The sequence below is a fragment of the Kitasatospora sp. NPDC093102 genome (assembly GCF_040683915.1).
GTDB lineage: Bacteria > Actinomycetota > Actinomycetes > Streptomycetales > Streptomycetaceae > Kitasatospora.
Map to the genome: position 1 here is coordinate 14,231 of NZ_JBFBFA010000008.1, position 15,309 is coordinate 29,539.

Consider the following 15,309-nt stretch of genomic DNA (forward strand, 5'->3'; position numbering starts at 1 on the left):
GGACTTAGCGGTCCGCCAGCAGCTTCTCCAGGGTCGGGCGCAGCCGCTCGTCGTGCAGCGCCCCGACCCGCACCTCGTCGCAGCCGACCCAGCCGGCCGCCTCGCGCAGGGCCGTCGCCAGCGCCTCGACGTGCCGGGCGCCACGCCCTCGACCGCCGTCCAGCGAGACCTGCCGGGCGACCAGGGTGCGGCCCTCGCGGGCCGGGTCGACCCGGCCGACCAGCCGGCCGCCGGCCAGCAGCGGCATCGCGAAGTAGCCGTGCACCCGCTTGTGCTTGGGCGTGTAGGCCTCCAGCCGGTGCGACATGCCGAAGATCCGCTCGGTGCGGGCGCGGTCCCAGATCAGCGAGTCGAACGGCGAGAGCAGCGTGGTGCGGTGGCGCCCGCGGGGGGCGGCGGCGAGGGCAGCCGGATCGGCCCAGGCCGGGGCCGGGGCACCGTCCGGGCCCCAGCCGGCCACCTCGACCGGGACGAGCCCGCAGTCGGCGAGCACCGGGTCCAACTGCTTGGCACGCAGCCGGTGGTAGTCCAGGAGGTCGGCCCGGGTGGCCACGCCGAGCGCGGCGCCGGCCTGGGCGACCAGGGTGCGCACGCACTCCTCGTCCGACCGCTCCTGGCCGAACAGGGCGTCCGGAATGGCCTGTTCGGCCAGCGCGTAGACGCGCTTCCAGCTCCGGCGCTCGGTGCAGACCACGTCGCCGAAGGCCAGTGCCCGCTCGACCGCGATCTTGGTGTCGGACCAGTCCCACCACTCGGCGGTCCTCTTGGCGCCGCCCAACTCGGTGGAGGTCAACGGTCCCTCGGCGCGCAGCTTGTCGAGCACCAGCCGGTAGGTCTCGGGCGTGACCTGGTGGCCGCCCCAGAGGTGGCCGCGGTCGCGGTAGCGGCGGCGTCGGAAGGAGAACAGCGGCCACTCCTCGACCGGCAGTATGCAGGCCGCGTGCGACCAGTACTCGAAGCTCGTGCCGCCGCCCCAGTACGCCGCCTCGACGGCCGGGCGGCCGACCGCGCCGAGGCGGGCGTACGGCACCAGTTCGTGCGAGCGGGCGAGCACCGAGATGGTGTCCAGCTGTACGGCGCCCAGGTGCCGCAGCACCCCGCGCACCCCGGCACGGCGGTCCGGCGCGCCCAGCAGGCCTTGGGCGCACAGGGCGGTCCGGCGGGCGTCGTCCGCGCTGAGGACGGCGACGGGGGCGGGGCGTGCGGCAGCGGCGGTCATGCCGGCGAGCGTAGCCGGGGGCAGCGACAGCGCGGACTCAGTCCAGGTCGGAGGGCAGCAGGGAGGCGATCCAGGCGTCGTGGAAGACGCCGCGCTGCTCGGCGTACGAGCGCAGGGTGCCCTCGACGCGGTAACCGGCCTTCTCGGCGACCGCGCGGGAGCCGTCGTTGCCGACGTAGGCCTGCCACTCCAGGCGGCGCAGGCCGAGCTCGCGCAGGCCGTAGCGGGAGACGGCGCGGGCGGCCTCGGTCGTGTAGCCGCGGCCGCGGAACTCCTTCACGGCCCACCAGCCGATCTCGGCGGAGCCCGGGTCGTGGGCGCGCAGGACGAGCCCCTGGGAGCCGACCAGGGTGCCGGACTCGCGCTCGAACACGCACCAGATCCGGTTCGCCCCGGTGCGCCAGCCCTCGATGGCGAGATCGCGCACGAAGAACTCCGCGTCCTCGCGCCGGTACGGCGACGGGACGACGGTCCATCGCTGGATCTCCGGGTCCTGGCACGCGGCGAAGACCGCGTCGATGTCGGACTCCTGCGGGGCGCGCAGAACGAGTCGCTCGGTGGTGAGGGTGACCGGGGCGGTGCTGGGTTCTTCCATGAACGGATTATTTCGCCGGGCGCGGAAAGCGGGCATCCGAATATCCCGAGGGTCGTCCCGTCGGTCCGCGGGTTCGGCAGGTGGCCAACTTTCAGGCCCACCGGCCGTTTTGTCCCGGTGGGCGGTGCTATCGGGTCATGTGCTCGCGCGGGTGACACGGGAATACCGTGCTGACGCACCTCCCGGGGGATTGGACTCCTCGCATACGATGGCCCGTGCGGTGGGGTGGACTCGCCGTGCAGTCGTCCAGTGCCAATACAGGCAAGGAGCCCGCTCACGTGTCCGTCTTCGACAAGATCCTGCGCGCCGGCGAGGGCAAGATCCTTCGCAAGCTGCAGCGGATTGCTGCCCAGGTCAACTCCATCGAAGAGGACTTCGTCAACCTCACCGACGCCGAGCTGCGCGCACTGACCGACGAGTACAAGCAGCGACTCGCGGACGGCGAGACCCTGGACGACATCCTCCCCGAGGCGTTCGCCACCGTCCGCGAGGCCGCCAAGCGCGTGCTCGGCCAGCGGCACTACGACGTCCAGCTGATGGGCGGCGCCGCCCTGCACCACGGCTACGTCGCCGAGATGCGCACCGGTGAGGGCAAGACCCTCGTCGGCACCCTGCCCGCGTACCTGAACGCGCTGACCGGCAAGGGCGTCCACCTGATCACCGTCAACGACTACCTCGCCGAGCGCGACTCGGAGTGGATGGGCCGGGTGCACCGCTTCCTCGGCCTCGAAGTCGGCGTGATCCTGGGCAACATGACGCCCGCCGAGCGCAAGCGCCAGTACGCGATGGACATCACGTACGGCACGAACAACGAGTTCGGCTTCGACTACCTGCGCGACAACATGGCCTGGTCGAAGGACGAACTCGTCCAGCGCGGCCACAACTTCGCGGTCGTCGACGAGGTCGACTCGATCCTGATCGACGAGGCCCGCACCCCGCTGATCATCTCCGGCCCGGCCGACCAGGCGACCAAGTGGTACGCCGACTTCGCCAAGCTGGTGCTGCGTCTGAAGATCGACCGCGACTACGAGGTCGACGAGAAGAAGCGCACCGTCGGCGTCCTGGAGGAGGGTGTCACCCGGGTCGAGGACTACCTGGGCATCGACAACCTCTACGAGTCGGTGAACACCCCGCTGGTCGGCTTCCTGAACAACGCCATCAAGGCGAAGGAGCTGTACAAGCGGGACAAGGACTACGTCGTGATGAACGGCGAGGTCATGATCGTCGACGAGCACACCGGCCGCATCCTGGCCGGCCGCCGCTACAACGAGGGCATGCACCAGGCGATCGAGGCCAAGGAAGGGGTGGAGGTCCAGAACGAGAACCAGACCCTGGCCACCATCACCCTCCAGAACTTCTTCCGCCTGTACGACAAGCTCGCGGGCATGACCGGTACCGGCACCACCGAGGCCGCCGAGTTCCACCAGATCTACAAGCTCGGCGTGGTGCCGATCCCGACGAACAAGACGCCGCTGCGCATCGACCAGCCCGACCTGATCTACAAGTCGGAGCCGGCCAAGTTCGCGGCCGTGGTCGAGGACATCGCCGAGAAGCACGAGAAGGGCCAGCCGGTGCTGGTCGGCACCGTGTCGGTCGAGAAGTCCGAGTACCTGTCGCAGGAGCTGCGCAAGCGCGGCATCCCGCACGAGGTGCTGAACGCCAAGCACCACGAGCGCGAGGCGCAGATCGTCGCCCAGGCCGGTCGCAAGGGCGCCGTCACCGTCGCCACCAACATGGCCGGCCGTGGCACCGACATCATGCTGGGCGGCAACGCCGACCACCTGGCCGCCGCCGAGCTGGCGCAGCGCGGGCTGACCCCGACGGACACCCCGGAGGAGTACGAGGCCGCCTTCCCGAACGCGCTGGAGAAGGCCAAGGCCTCGGTGAAGGCCGAGCAGGACGAGGTCAAGGAGGCCGGTGGCCTCTACGTCCTCGGCACCGAGCGGCACGAGTCCCGCCGGATCGACAACCAGCTGCGCGGCCGCTCCGGCCGTCAGGGCGACCCGGGCGAGTCCCGCTTCTACCTGTCGCTGGGCGACGACCTGATGCGCCTGTTCAAGGCCGGCATGGTCGAGCGCGTGCTCTCGATGGCCAACGTGCCCGAGGACGTGCCGATCGAGTCCAAGATGGTCACCCGCGCCATCGCCTCCGCGCAGACCCAGGTCGAGCAGCAGAACTTCGAGATCCGCAAGAACGTCCTCAAGTACGACGAGGTGCTCAACCGCCAGCGCGAGGTCATCTACGGCGAGCGCCGCCGCGTCCTGGAGGGCGAGGACCTCCAGGAGCAGGTCGGCCACTTCATGGACGACACCGTCGAGGCGTACGTCCGGGCGGCCACCGGGGAGGGCTTCGAGGACGACTGGGACCTGGAGAAGCTCTGGACCGCGCTCAAGCAGCTCTACCCGGTCACCCTCGACCTGGAGGAGCTGGAGGAGGAGGCCGGCGGCCAGGCCGGTCTGACCCCCGAGTTCCTGATCAAGTCCATCCAGGAGGACATCCAGGGCCAGTACGGCGCCCGTGAGGACCAGTTGGGCGCGGAGATCATGCGCGAGCTGGAGCGCCGGGTCGTGCTGTCGGTGCTGGACCGCCGCTGGCGCGAGCACCTCTACGAGATGGACTACCTCCAGGAGGGCATCGGCCTGCGGGCCATGGCGCAGCGCGACCCGCTGGTCGAGTACCAGCGCGAGGGCTTCGACATGTTCACCGCGATGATGGAGGGCATCAAGGAGGAGTCCGTCGGCTTCCTGTTCAACCTGGAGGTCCAGGTCGAGCAGCAGGTCGAGGAGGTCCCGGTCGAGGACGCCCAGGTGGTGCTCGACAAGCTGGAGAAGGACGCCGCCCGCCCGGAGATCAAGGCCAAGGGCCTGGAGGCCCCGAAGCCGCAGCGGCTGCACTACACGGCCCCCTCGGACGAGGTCGGCGGCGGTGTGGTCGAGGGCGACTTCGAGGACCTCGCGCCGGAGGACGAGGGCGACGGCCTGACCCGTGCCGAGCGCCGCAAGGCCGCCAAGTCGGCGAAGGGCCGCCGCCGCAAGGGCTGAGCCGGCCGTCGGCCACCAGCCAGGACGCCACGCAGGGCGCCGTTCCCGTACCGGGACGGCGCCCTGCGCCGTTCGGTACCGCCGGGGGTGCGGCAGGGTGCTCATCGGGCCTCCACGGCGGTGCACTGCCACTGTCCGGCCGGGCCGCGCTGCTCCAGCCGGAAGGCCACCATGTGGTGCCGTCGGCCGAGGTCGACCCGCACGCAGGCCTCGACCGCGTCCGGTGAGGGCGAGCGGTCGTGCACCGGGCCGAGCCGGGGCCGGTCGGCGGGGCCGCCGCGGCGCAGTGCGCCGGCCCGGACCAGCGAGGCGAGCTGCCCGTAGCCGTCCAGGCTGGTGTGCCGCATCAGCTGGCCGGAGGGCCGTGCGCCGGTGAGCACCTCGACCAGCTGGCGGGCGAACCGGGCGGCCAGTGCCCCGGAGTCGGGCCCGGGGGTGCCGGTGCAGGCGGCGCGCGGGTGGCGGGGCCGGCGACCGGCCGGGTCGCAGCCGCCGGCGTTGCGTGGCCGGCGGTGCGGGCGGGCGGTGAGGTGGGCGCTGAACTGGACGGTCACGGTGGCGGCTCCTCGGCTGGGTGGTGCGGGTGCGGACGGGTCCAGGCTGGGGGCGTCCCGTGCGGGGCGGCAACGGGTTTCCGGGGCGGCCGGGGCGAGTGGTCGGCTTCACCTATCCGGGTGAATCGACCAATGCGGCGGCGGGTCGGAGGGGTCTTACGACGGCGCCCGGTTGACGTTGGGGGACGGGCCGTACGGTCCGAAAGGGGACGCTCGGGCTGGGCGGACCGGGTGGCGGCGCCCGGCCGCCGCGTTGCGCCGTACCGGCCCGGAGCGCACGATCGGAGCCTGACCGGGAGCGACGGCCGGGCTCCCACGACGAGGGGTGGCCGGTATGACGACACGGGTGGCGGCGGCACCGGCCACGGCGGCCGCGGGCACCACCCCGCCCGCCGGGGGCCCGCCGCGGCGCGGTCTGGTGCTGGGCGGCGGCGGGATGCTCGGGGCGGCCTGGACGGTCGGCGCGCTGTGCGCCGTCGAGGAGTCCACCGGGCGGCAGCCGGGCGGGGCCGACGTCCTGCTCGGCACCTCGGCGGGCGCGATCCTCGCCGCGATGCTGGCCGGCGGCGTCCGTCCCGAGCACCTGCGCGACCACCAGCGCGGCCTGCCGATCACCGAGGGGCCGCTGGCCGGGGTGGGCTTCGACTACGACACCGCCGTCGGGGGCGCGCTGCCGCCGCGCCCCCGGGCCGGCATCGGCTCGCCCAGTCTGCTGCGCGACGCCGTCCGGCACCCGCGCGAGTACCCGTTGCTGACCATGGTCTCGGCGATCGCGCCGCACGGCCGCGGCTCGCTGGCGCCCGTCGGTGAGCTGGTGCGCGGCCTGCTCGGCACCGGCGAACTGCCCGGCGACGGCGGACCGCTCGGCGACGGCGGGCTGCCCCAGCCCCGCGACGGGGGACCGCCGCTGCGGGTGGTGGCCGTGGACTACCGCAGCGGCCGCCGGGTGGTCTTCGGCGACCCGGGCGCCCCGGCCGTCCCGGTGCCCGAGGCCGTGATGGCCTCCTGCGCGATCCCCGGCTGGTTCGCGCCGGTGCGGCTGGACGGCTCGGCGTACGTGGACGGCGGCTGCTGGTCCGCCACCAACGCCGACCTGATGCTCGGCCGGGGGCTGGACGAGGTGTACGTGATCGCCCCGATGGCCCTGCGGCTGGACCCCCGGCCGGGGCGGGCCGGAGAGCAGGGGCGGCTCGGGCGCGGCCGCGACTCCCTGGCCGCCCTGCGCGAGTGGCGCGCCCGGGACCGCCCGCGCGGCGTGCTCGCCCAGCTGGTGAGCCGCTACCGCCACGCCGTCACCCGGCAGCTGCTGCGCGAGGCCGCGCTGCTGCGGGCCGAGGGCGTCCGGGTGCGGCTGCTCGCGCCGACCCTGGCGGACCTCGCGGTGATGGGCCCGAACATGATGGACCCGGCCCGCCGCGGCGCCGTCCTGGAGAGCGCCCTGCGCACCAGCCGGGAGGCCCTGCGGCCCCAGCGGTGAGCTCCCGCCCCGGACCGGAGGTGATCAGGGGCGGTCCGGCGGCGCTTATTCTTGGGGCGCTGGAGAATCTGTGCCGCTGGACGAACCCCGCTGGACGAACCGGAGAGTGCCACCGATGCGCGTGTACGTGCCCACCACCCTGACCGGCCTGGCGGCGGCGCACGAGGGCGGCGCCCTGGAGCAGTCCGCCGCGTACGCCGTGACGCCCGCGCTGCGCGAGTGGTACGTCAGCGACGACCTGGAGGAGCTGGAGTACGCGGCGCTGAACCGGGCCGCGCAGTCCTCCCTGCGGCTGCTGGCGACCGACCCGCAGGCCCCGCGCCGCCGGGTGGTGGTGGCGCTGGACGTGGCCGACGCGTCGGTGCGGCCCTTCCCGGGCGACGAGTACCAGGACCAGGCCTCGCTCGGCCGGGTGGTGCTGGCAGGCCCGGTGCGGCTGGCCAAGGCGGCCGCGGTGCACGCCGACGTGGCCGACGAGGAGGTGGTCACCGACGTCGCGGCGGCGGTGGCGGCGGTGGCCGCGGCCGACGCGGGCGACCAGGACGCCCAGTTCACCGTGGACGGCGCCGAGGACCACGACCTGCTCTGGTACGCGACCCAGGAGATCCCGTCCCTGCTCGCGTGAGTTCCGCCCTACCGGCGTGTCGCCCGTCCGGGTTACCGTTTCACCCCGTGCGCACTCACATCGTTTGGGACTGGAACGGCACGCTCTTCCACGACATGGAGGCCGTGCTCGGGGCGAGCAACGCCGCCTTCGCGACCGTCGGCATCGGGCCGATGACCCTCCAGGAGTACCGCGAGCAGTACGAGATCCCGATCCCGCAGTTCTACCGGCGGCTGCTCGGCCGGATGCCCTCCGCGGAGGAGTGGCTGAGGCTCGACGACGCGTTCCACGACCGCTACCGGGAGCTCAGCCCCTCCTGCGGGCTGACCGAGGGCGTGCGCGAGCTGCTGGACGGTTGGCGGGAGGCCGGGAACAGCCAGTCCCTGCTGTCGATGTACGACCACGTGGAGCTGGTGCCGCTGGTCGACACCTTCGGCCTGACCGGCGGCTTCCTGCGGGTGGACGGCCGCAGCGGCCCGTCCGGCGGGCAGAAGGCGGAGCACCTGACCCGGCACCTGGCCGCGCTCGGCGAGCGGGTGGACCCGGCCCGTACGGTGCTGATCGGCGACGCCGCGGACGACGCCCTGGCGGCGCTCGGCGCGGGTGCCCACGCGGTGCTCTACACCGGTGGTTCGCACACCCGGGAGAAGCTGGAGCCGGTCGGTGTCCCGGTGGTGGACAGCCTGGCCGAGGCGGTCGAGCTGGCCGGCCGGATCGCGGGCTGAACCCCGGGCCCCGGGCGGACGTGGCGGGCGCCACGTCCGCCGTCCGCGTGTCTGAACGGGCGGATCGCGCTCCGGCTGGTCAGGCTGGTGTCACACCCGACCAGCCGCCAGGACGGAGCCGCCATGCCCATCGATGCAGTCACCGAGGTGCCGGTCCCGGTCAACGAGCCGGTGCACGCGTACGCGCCCGGCAGCCCGGAGCGGGACCGGCTGGTCCAGCGGCTGGACGAGCTGGCGGCCGAGCAGGTCCCGCTGCCCATGACCGTCGGGGGCGAGCAGCGCTTCGGCGGCGGTGAGCGGATCGAGGTCGTCCAGCCGCACCACCACGCCGCCAAGCTGGGCGTGCTCGGCAACGCCACCCGGGAGGACGCCCGGGCGGCGGTGGACGCGGCGCTGGCCGCCGGGCGGCAGTGGCGCTCGCTCTCCTTCGACGACCGCGCGGCGGTCTTCCTGCGTGCCGCCGACCTGCTCGCCGGACCCTGGCGGGAGACGCTCAACGCGGCCACCATGCTCGGCCAGTCCAAGACCGCGCAGCAGGCCGAGATCGACTCCGCCTGCGAGCTGATCGACTTCTGGCGGTTCAACGTCCACTTCGCCCGGCAGATCCTGGCCGACCAGCCGATCTCCTCGCCCGGCGTGTGGAACCGCACCGACCACCGCCCGCTGGAAGGTTTCGTCTACGCGGTCACCCCGTTCAACTTCACCGCGATCGCCGGCAACCTGCCGACCGCCCCCGCGCTGATGGGCAACACCGTGGTCTGGAAGCCCGCGCCGACCCAGACCCTGGCCGCGCACCACCTGATGCGGCTGCTGGAGGCGGCCGGCCTGCCGCCCGGGGTGATCAACCTGGTGACCGGCGACGGCCTCCAGGTCTCCCCGGTCGCACTGGCCGACCCGGCGTTCGCCGGGCTGCACTTCACCGGCTCCACCGCCACCTTCCGGTCCCTGTGGCAGACCATCGGCGCCAACATCGGCGGCTACCGCGCGTACCCCAGGATCGTCGGCGAGACCGGCGGCAAGGACTTCCTGCTGGCCCACCGCTCGGCCGACCCGGAGATCCTGAGGACCGCGCTGATCCGCGGGGCCTTCGAGTACCAGGGCCAGAAGTGCTCGGCGCTCTCCCGCGCCTACCTGCCGCGCAGCCTCTGGCAGAAGATCAAGGACGACTTCCTGGCCGAGGTGGACGCGCTCGCGGTGGGCGACGTGACCGACCTGTCCAACTTCATGGGCGCCCTGATCGACCGGCGCGCCTTCGAGAAGAACCGGGACGCCATCGAGCGGGCGAAGGCCGATCCGACCATCGAACTGGCGGCCGGTGGACAGTACGACGATGCGATCGGCTGGTTCGTCCGGCCGACCGTCCTGGTCTCCTCCGACCACCGGGGCGAGATCTTCCGGACCGAGTACTTCGGCCCGATCCTCGCCGTCCACGTCTACGAGGACTCCCGCTGGGACGACGTGCTCCGCCGGGTCGACGGCGGTGCCCCTTACGGGCTGACCGGCTCGGTGATCGCGCAGGATCGTTACGCCATCGCCCAGGCCGTCGAGGAGCTGCGCTTCACCGCGGGGAACTTCTACATCAACGACAAGCCCACCGGAGCCGTCGTCGGCCAGCAGCCCTTCGGCGGCGGCCGGGCCTCCGGCACCAACGACAAGGCGGGCGCCGCGCAGAACCTGCTGCGCTGGACCTCGGCCCGGTCGATCAAGGAGACCTTCGTCCCGCCGACGCACCACCGACACCCGCACATGGGCTGAGAGTGAACACCAGGCTCCGGTTTGGACATGGTGTCCAGGACGGACCCGACATCCTGCGGGTTTGCGCCTACCTGTCCCTGTCCACCTTCGATTGATCCGGTTAGGCTGGCTGGCGTCGTCGGGTGGCTCGCAGGACGAATGAGACGTCCTACCCGCTGGGCGGGCGTTTCATGCGTGCCATGAGCCCCTTTCAGTCGGATGGTGCGGCAGGATTGCGGTGACCCGTCGGTGTACATCCACACACCACCGAGTCACGCAACGGCGCGCGACAGGAGCCAAGAAGTCATGCAGACCAAGCTGGACGCAGCCAAGGCCGAACTGCTCAAGAAGGCAGCCGCAGCCGCTGAGAACAGCCAGGTGGGGGGAGCGGCGCCGGGGGAGGGTCTGAGCAACGGCGCTCTGACCGCGTTCCTGCACCACTACTACCTCCACACCGCGCCCGAGGACCTGGTCGACCTCGACCCGGTCGACGTCTACGGCGCGGCCGCCTCCCACTACCGCCTGGGCCTCAAGCGCCCGCAGGGCACCGCCGAGGTGCGGGTCCACACCCCCTCGGTCGAGGAGAACGGCTGGTCCTGCGGCCACACCGTGGTCGAGGTCGTCACCGACGACATGCCCTTCCTGGTCGACTCCGTCACCAACGAGCTGTCCCGCCAGGACCGCGCGATCCACATCGTGATCCACCCCCAGCTGGTCGTCCGCCGTGACATCACCGGCAAGCTGCTGGAGATCCTGGACGTCGACGCCTGCTCCCGCAGCCTGGCCGCCGGCACCGAGTGGCCCGCCGACGCGACGGTCGAGTCGTGGATGCACATCGAGATCGACCGCGAGACCGACCGCGAGGACCTGCGCTCCATCGAGGCCGACCTGCGCCGCGTGCTCGGCGACGTCCGCGAGGTCGTCGAGGACTGGACCAAGATGCGCGAGAGCGCGCTGCGCCTGGCCGACGAGCTGGCCGAGCAGCCCCCGGCCGGCCTGCCCGAGCAGGAGGTCGGCGAGGCCTGGGAGCTGATGCGCTGGCTCGCCGACGACCACTTCACCTTCCTCGGCTACCGCGAGTACGACCTGGTCGAGCACGAGGGCGAGGAGGTCCTCAAGGCCGTCGCCGGGACCGGCCTCGGCATCCTGCGCTCCGACCCGCACAGCCACGACGACGCCCACCACGCGGTCAGCGAGGCCTTCGGCCGGCTCTCCGCGCCGGTGCGCGCCAAGGCCCACGAGAAGAAGCTGCTCGTCCTGACCAAGGCCAACAGCCGTGCCACCGTGCACCGCCCGTCCTACCTGGACTACGTCGGCGTGAAGAAGTTCAACGCCGCCGGCGAGCCGGTCGGCGAGCGCCGCTTCCTCGGCCTGTTCTCCTCCGCCGCCTACACCGAGTCGGTCACCCGCATCCCGGTCGTGCGCCGCAAGGTCCAGGCGGTGCTGGAGGAGTCCGGCTTCTCCAGCGAGAGCCACGACGGCCGCGACCTGCTCCAGATCATGGAGACCTTCCCGCGGGACGAGATCTTCCAGACCCCGGCCTCCGAGCTGCTCTCCATCGCGACGAGCGTGCTCTACCTCCAGGAGCGCCGCAAGCTGCGGCTCTTCCTGCGCCAGGACGAGTACGGGCGCTACTTCTCGGCGTTCATCTACCTGCCGCGCGACCGCTACACCACGCGCATCCGGCTGCTGCTCACCGACATCCTCAAGGAGGAGCTGAACGGCGCCACCATCGACTACACGGTGTACGCCACCGAGTCGGTGCTGACCCGCCTGCACTTCGTGGTCCGGGTCGCCCCGGGCACCGAGCTGCCGCACCTCACCGACACCGACATCGAGCGGATCGAGAACCGGCTGGCCGAGGCCGCCCGGTTCTGGATGGACGGCTTCCACGACCAGCTGCACCTCGAACTGGGCGAGGAGAAGGCCGCCGAGCTCGGCCACAAGTACGCCAACGCCTTCCCCGACGGCTACCGCGCCGACTTCCCGCCGCGCACCGCCGTCGCCGACATCAAGCAGATCGAGTCGCTGCACGGCGAGGGCGACTTCCGCCTGAACCTGTACCAGCCGGTCGGCGCCGGCCACGACGAGCGCCGCTTCAAGATCTACCGGGTCGGCGGCCCGATCTCGCTCACCGAGGTCCTGCCGGTGCTCCAGCGCCTGGGCGTCGAGGTGCTGGACGAGCACCCGTACGCGCTGCGCCGCTCCGACGGCACCACCGCGTGGGTCTACGACTTCGGCCTGAAGCTGCGCGAGGCCACCGAGCTCACCGACGAGGCCCGCGAGCGCTTCCAGGAGACCTTCGCCGCCACCTGGACGGGCAAGGCCGAGAACGACGGCTTCAACGAGCTGGTGCTGACCGCCGGGCTGACCTGGCGCCAGGCGATGATGCTGCGCACGTACGCCAAGTACCTGCGCCAGGCGGGCTCCACGTTCTCCCAGGACTACATGGAGGACGCGCTCCGCAACAACACCCACACCACCCGGCTGCTGGTCAACCTGTTCGAGGCCCGGCTGAGCCCGAGCCACCGTTCGGGCGCCCTGGAGCTGACCGAGGGCATCCTGGAGGAGCTGGCCGGCGCCCTCGACGAGGTCGTCTCGCTGGACGAGGACCGCATCCTGCGCTCCTTCCTGAACCTCATCAAGGCCACCCTGCGGACCAACTTCTTCCAGCGCGCCGCCTCCGGTGACTGGCACTCCTACGTGTCGGTGAAGTTCGACCCGAAGGCCATCCCGGACCTGCCGGCCCCGCGCCCGGCGTTCGAGATCTGGGTCTACTCGCCGCAGGTCGAGGGCGTCCACCTGCGCTTCGGCAAGGTCGCCCGCGGCGGTCTGCGCTGGTCCGACCGGCGCGAGGACTTCCGCACCGAGATCCTGGGCCTGGTCAAGGCGCAGATGGTCAAGAACACCGTCATCGTCCCGGTCGGCGCCAAGGGCGGCTTCGTCGCCAAGCAGCTGCCGGACCCGGCGGTCGACCGTGACGCCTGGCTGGCCGAGGGCGTCTCCTCGTACAAGACCTTCATCTCGGCGCTGCTCGACATCACCGACAACCTGGTCGGCGGCGAGGTCGTGCACCCGGCCGACGTGGTCCGCCACGACGAGGACGACACCTACCTGGTCGTCGCCGCCGACAAGGGCACCGCGACCTTCTCGGACATCGCCAACGGCGTCGCCGAGTCCTACGGCTTCTGGCTGGGCGACGCGTTCGCCTCCGGCGGCTCGGCCGGCTACGACCACAAGGGCATGGGCATCACCGCCCGCGGCGCCTGGGAGTCGGTCAAGCGCAACTTCCGCGAGCTCGGCGTCGACACCCAGACCGAGGACTTCACCGTCATCGGCATCGGCGACATGTCCGGCGACGTCTTCGGCAACGGCATGCTGCTCAGCGAGCACATCCGCCTGGTCGCCGCCTTCGACCACCGCCACATCTTCCTCGACCCGAACCCGGACGCGGCCGTCTCCTACGCCGAGCGTCGCCGCCTGTTCGAGCTGCCGCGCAGCTCCTGGGACGACTACGACAAGTCGCTGATCTCGGCCGGCGGCGGGGTGTACCCCCGGTCGGCGAAGGCGATCCAGCTGACCCCGCAGGTCCGAGCCGCGCTCGGCGTCGAGGCGACCAAGCTGACCCCGGCCGAGCTGATGCGGGCGGTCCTCCAGGCCCCGGTCGACCTGTTCTGGAACGGCGGCATCGGCACCTACGTCAAGGCCTCCACCGAGACCAACGCCGAGGTCGGCGACAAGTCCAACGACGCCATCCGGGTCAACGGCGAGCAGGTCCGGGCCCGGGTCATCGGCGAGGGCGGCAACCTCGGCTGCACCCAGCTCGGCCGCATCGAGTACGCGGCCACCGGCGGCCCGGAGAGCACCGGCGGCTGGATCGACACCGACGCGATCGACAACTCGGCCGGTGTGGACACCTCGGACCACGAGGTCAACATCAAGATCCTGCTCAACCAGGTCGTCGCCGAGGGCGACATGACGGTCAAGCAGCGCAACGCCCTGCTGGCCGAGATGACCGACGAGGTCGGCCACCTGGTGCTGCGCAACAACTACGCGCAGAACGTGGTGCTGGCCAACGCCGTCGCCCAGGCGCACAGCATGGTCAACGTGCACGCCCGGATGATCAACCGCTTCGAGTCGGCCGGCCAGCTGGACCGGACGCTGGAGTTCCTGCCCGCCGAGCGCCAGATCCGTGAGCGCCAGCAGAGCGGCCGCGGCCTCTCGCAGCCCGAGCTGTCCGTCCTGCTCGCGTACACCAAGATCATCCTGGCCGAGGAGCTGCTGGCCACCGAGCTGCCGGACGACCCGTTCTTCCGCACCGCGCTGCACGAGTACTTCCCGAGCGCGCTGCGGGCGAAGTTCGCCGACGCGATCGACAACCACGCGCTGCGCCGCGAGATCATCACCACGCTGATCGTCAACGACACGATCAACCGCGGTGGCTGCACCTTCGCCTTCCGCCTGAAGGAGGAGACCGGCGCGACCTACGAGGAGATCGCCCGGACGCACACCGCCGCGCGGGCCGTCTTCGGCCTGGAGGAGATCTGGGCCGAGATCGAGGGCCTGGACAACAAGGTCGCGGCCCGGATCCAGACCAAGATGCGGCTGCACTCGCGGCGCCTGGTCGAGCGCGCCACCCGGTGGATGCTCAACAACCGCCGCCAGCCGCTCGACATCGCCGGCACCATCGAGTTCTTCCACGACCGCGTCAACCAGGTCTGGGGCTCGCTGCCCAAGCCGCTGCGCGGCGAGGACCTGACCTGGTTCGAGTCGATCCAGGGCGAGCTCGTCTCGGCCGGGGTGCCGGACGAGCTGGCCACCCGGATCGCCGGCCTGTCCTCGGTCTTCCCGGCCCTGGACGTCGCCGAGGTCGCGGACCGCTCCGGCAAGGACGTCGCCGACGTCGCCGAGCTGTACTACGACCTGGGCGACCGCCTGCAGATCTCGCACCTGCTCGACCGCATCATCGAGCTGCCCCGCACCGACCGCTGGTCGTCGATGGCCCGGGCCGCGATCCGCGAGGACCTCTTCGCGGCGCACGCGGCGCTGACCGCCGACATCCTGGCCTGCGGCCCCGAGGGCGCCACCCCGGAGGAGCGGTACACCGCCTGGGCCGAGCTCAACGCGACCCTGCTGAACCGCGCCAAGAGCACCCTCGACGACATAAGGGGTTCGGACAACTACGAGCTGTCCAGCCTCTCGGTCGCGATGCGCGTCATCCGCACCCTGCTGCGCACCGGTTCGATGCGCTGACGGACGGCTGCACCGGAGGGGCCCGTGTCCACGGACGCGGGCCCCTTCCGCGTTCCCGGCTCCGGAAACCGGTTGTGGACCGTGGGCGGACCTTCGCTACGGTGGCC

9 protein-coding genes are annotated in these 15,309 nt (G+C 71.9%); 6 read left to right on the plus strand and 3 right to left on the minus strand.

Going from position 1 to position 15,309, the window contains the following annotated elements; genetic code table 11:
- Positions 1-4 precede the first annotated feature (4 nt).
- Both AB0O11_RS13870 and AB0O11_RS13875 read right to left on the minus strand, forming a co-directional pair.
- A complete protein-coding gene (locus AB0O11_RS13870; RefSeq protein ID WP_363385551.1) occupies positions 5-1,219 on the minus strand; it encodes a crosslink repair DNA glycosylase YcaQ family protein in 1,215 nt (404 codons plus the stop codon).
- Between the two features lie 37 nt (positions 1,220-1,256).
- Positions 1,257-1,814, minus strand: a complete 558-nt coding sequence (locus AB0O11_RS13875) for a GNAT family N-acetyltransferase (protein ID WP_363385554.1) — start codon at positions 1,812-1,814, stop codon at positions 1,257-1,259.
- Between the two features lie 278 nt (positions 1,815-2,092).
- Here AB0O11_RS13875 and secA point away from each other — a divergent pair, with 278 nt between their 5' ends.
- Positions 2,093-4,855 (plus strand): preprotein translocase subunit SecA, encoded by a 2,763-nt coding sequence (gene secA, locus AB0O11_RS13880; protein ID WP_363385556.1) that lies wholly within the window; start codon positions 2,093-2,095, stop codon positions 4,853-4,855.
- Between the two features lie 101 nt (positions 4,856-4,956).
- On the opposite strand, the gene AB0O11_RS13885 is transcribed toward secA, so the two are convergent.
- Positions 4,957-5,409: an Rv3235 family protein gene (locus AB0O11_RS13885; RefSeq protein ID WP_363385559.1), complete on the minus strand. Its 453-nt coding sequence runs from the start codon at positions 5,407-5,409 to the stop codon at positions 4,957-4,959.
- Between the two features lie 334 nt (positions 5,410-5,743).
- On the opposite strand from AB0O11_RS13885, the gene AB0O11_RS13890 reads away from it, so the two are divergent.
- The 5 genes from AB0O11_RS13890 (at position 5,744) to AB0O11_RS13910 (ending at position 15,202) form a co-directional block, all read left to right on the plus strand.
- Entirely contained in the window at positions 5,744-6,886 is a 1,143-nt protein-coding gene (locus tag AB0O11_RS13890; RefSeq protein WP_363385561.1) for a patatin-like phospholipase family protein, read from the plus strand.
- A gap of 115 nt (positions 6,887-7,001) precedes the next feature.
- Positions 7,002-7,511, plus strand: a complete 510-nt coding sequence (locus tag AB0O11_RS13895) for a hypothetical protein (protein WP_363385564.1) — start codon at positions 7,002-7,004, stop codon at positions 7,509-7,511.
- 47 nt (positions 7,512-7,558) lie between these two features.
- Positions 7,559-8,215, plus strand: coding sequence for an HAD hydrolase-like protein (locus AB0O11_RS13900; protein ID WP_363385566.1), 657 nt, complete (start codon positions 7,559-7,561; stop codon positions 8,213-8,215).
- A gap of 129 nt (positions 8,216-8,344) precedes the next feature.
- A complete protein-coding gene (gene pruA, locus AB0O11_RS13905; RefSeq protein WP_363386083.1) occupies positions 8,345-9,970 on the plus strand; it encodes an L-glutamate gamma-semialdehyde dehydrogenase in 1,626 nt (541 codons plus the stop codon).
- A 285-nt stretch (positions 9,971-10,255) separates the two neighbouring features.
- The gene (locus AB0O11_RS13910) at positions 10,256-15,202 is read left to right on the plus strand and encodes an NAD-glutamate dehydrogenase (protein ID WP_363385568.1); all 4,947 of its coding nucleotides are present in this window, start codon (positions 10,256-10,258) and stop codon (positions 15,200-15,202) included.
- Positions 15,203-15,309 lie beyond the last annotated feature (107 nt).

Coding starts and splice junctions, on each gene's coding strand:
- AB0O11_RS13875 (WP_363385554.1), bottom strand. CDS start 1,814: ATGGAAGAACCCAGCACCGCCCCGGTCACCCTCACCACCGAGCGACTC.
- AB0O11_RS13890 (WP_363385561.1), top strand. CDS start 5,744: ATGACGACACGGGTGGCGGCGGCACCGGCCACGGCGGCCGCGGGCACC.
- AB0O11_RS13910 (WP_363385568.1), top strand. CDS start 10,256: ATGCAGACCAAGCTGGACGCAGCCAAGGCCGAACTGCTCAAGAAGGCA.
- AB0O11_RS13870 (WP_363385551.1), bottom strand. CDS start 1,219: ATGACCGCCGCTGCCGCACGCCCCGCCCCCGTCGCCGTCCTCAGCGCG.
- AB0O11_RS13895 (WP_363385564.1), top strand. CDS start 7,002: ATGCGCGTGTACGTGCCCACCACCCTGACCGGCCTGGCGGCGGCGCAC.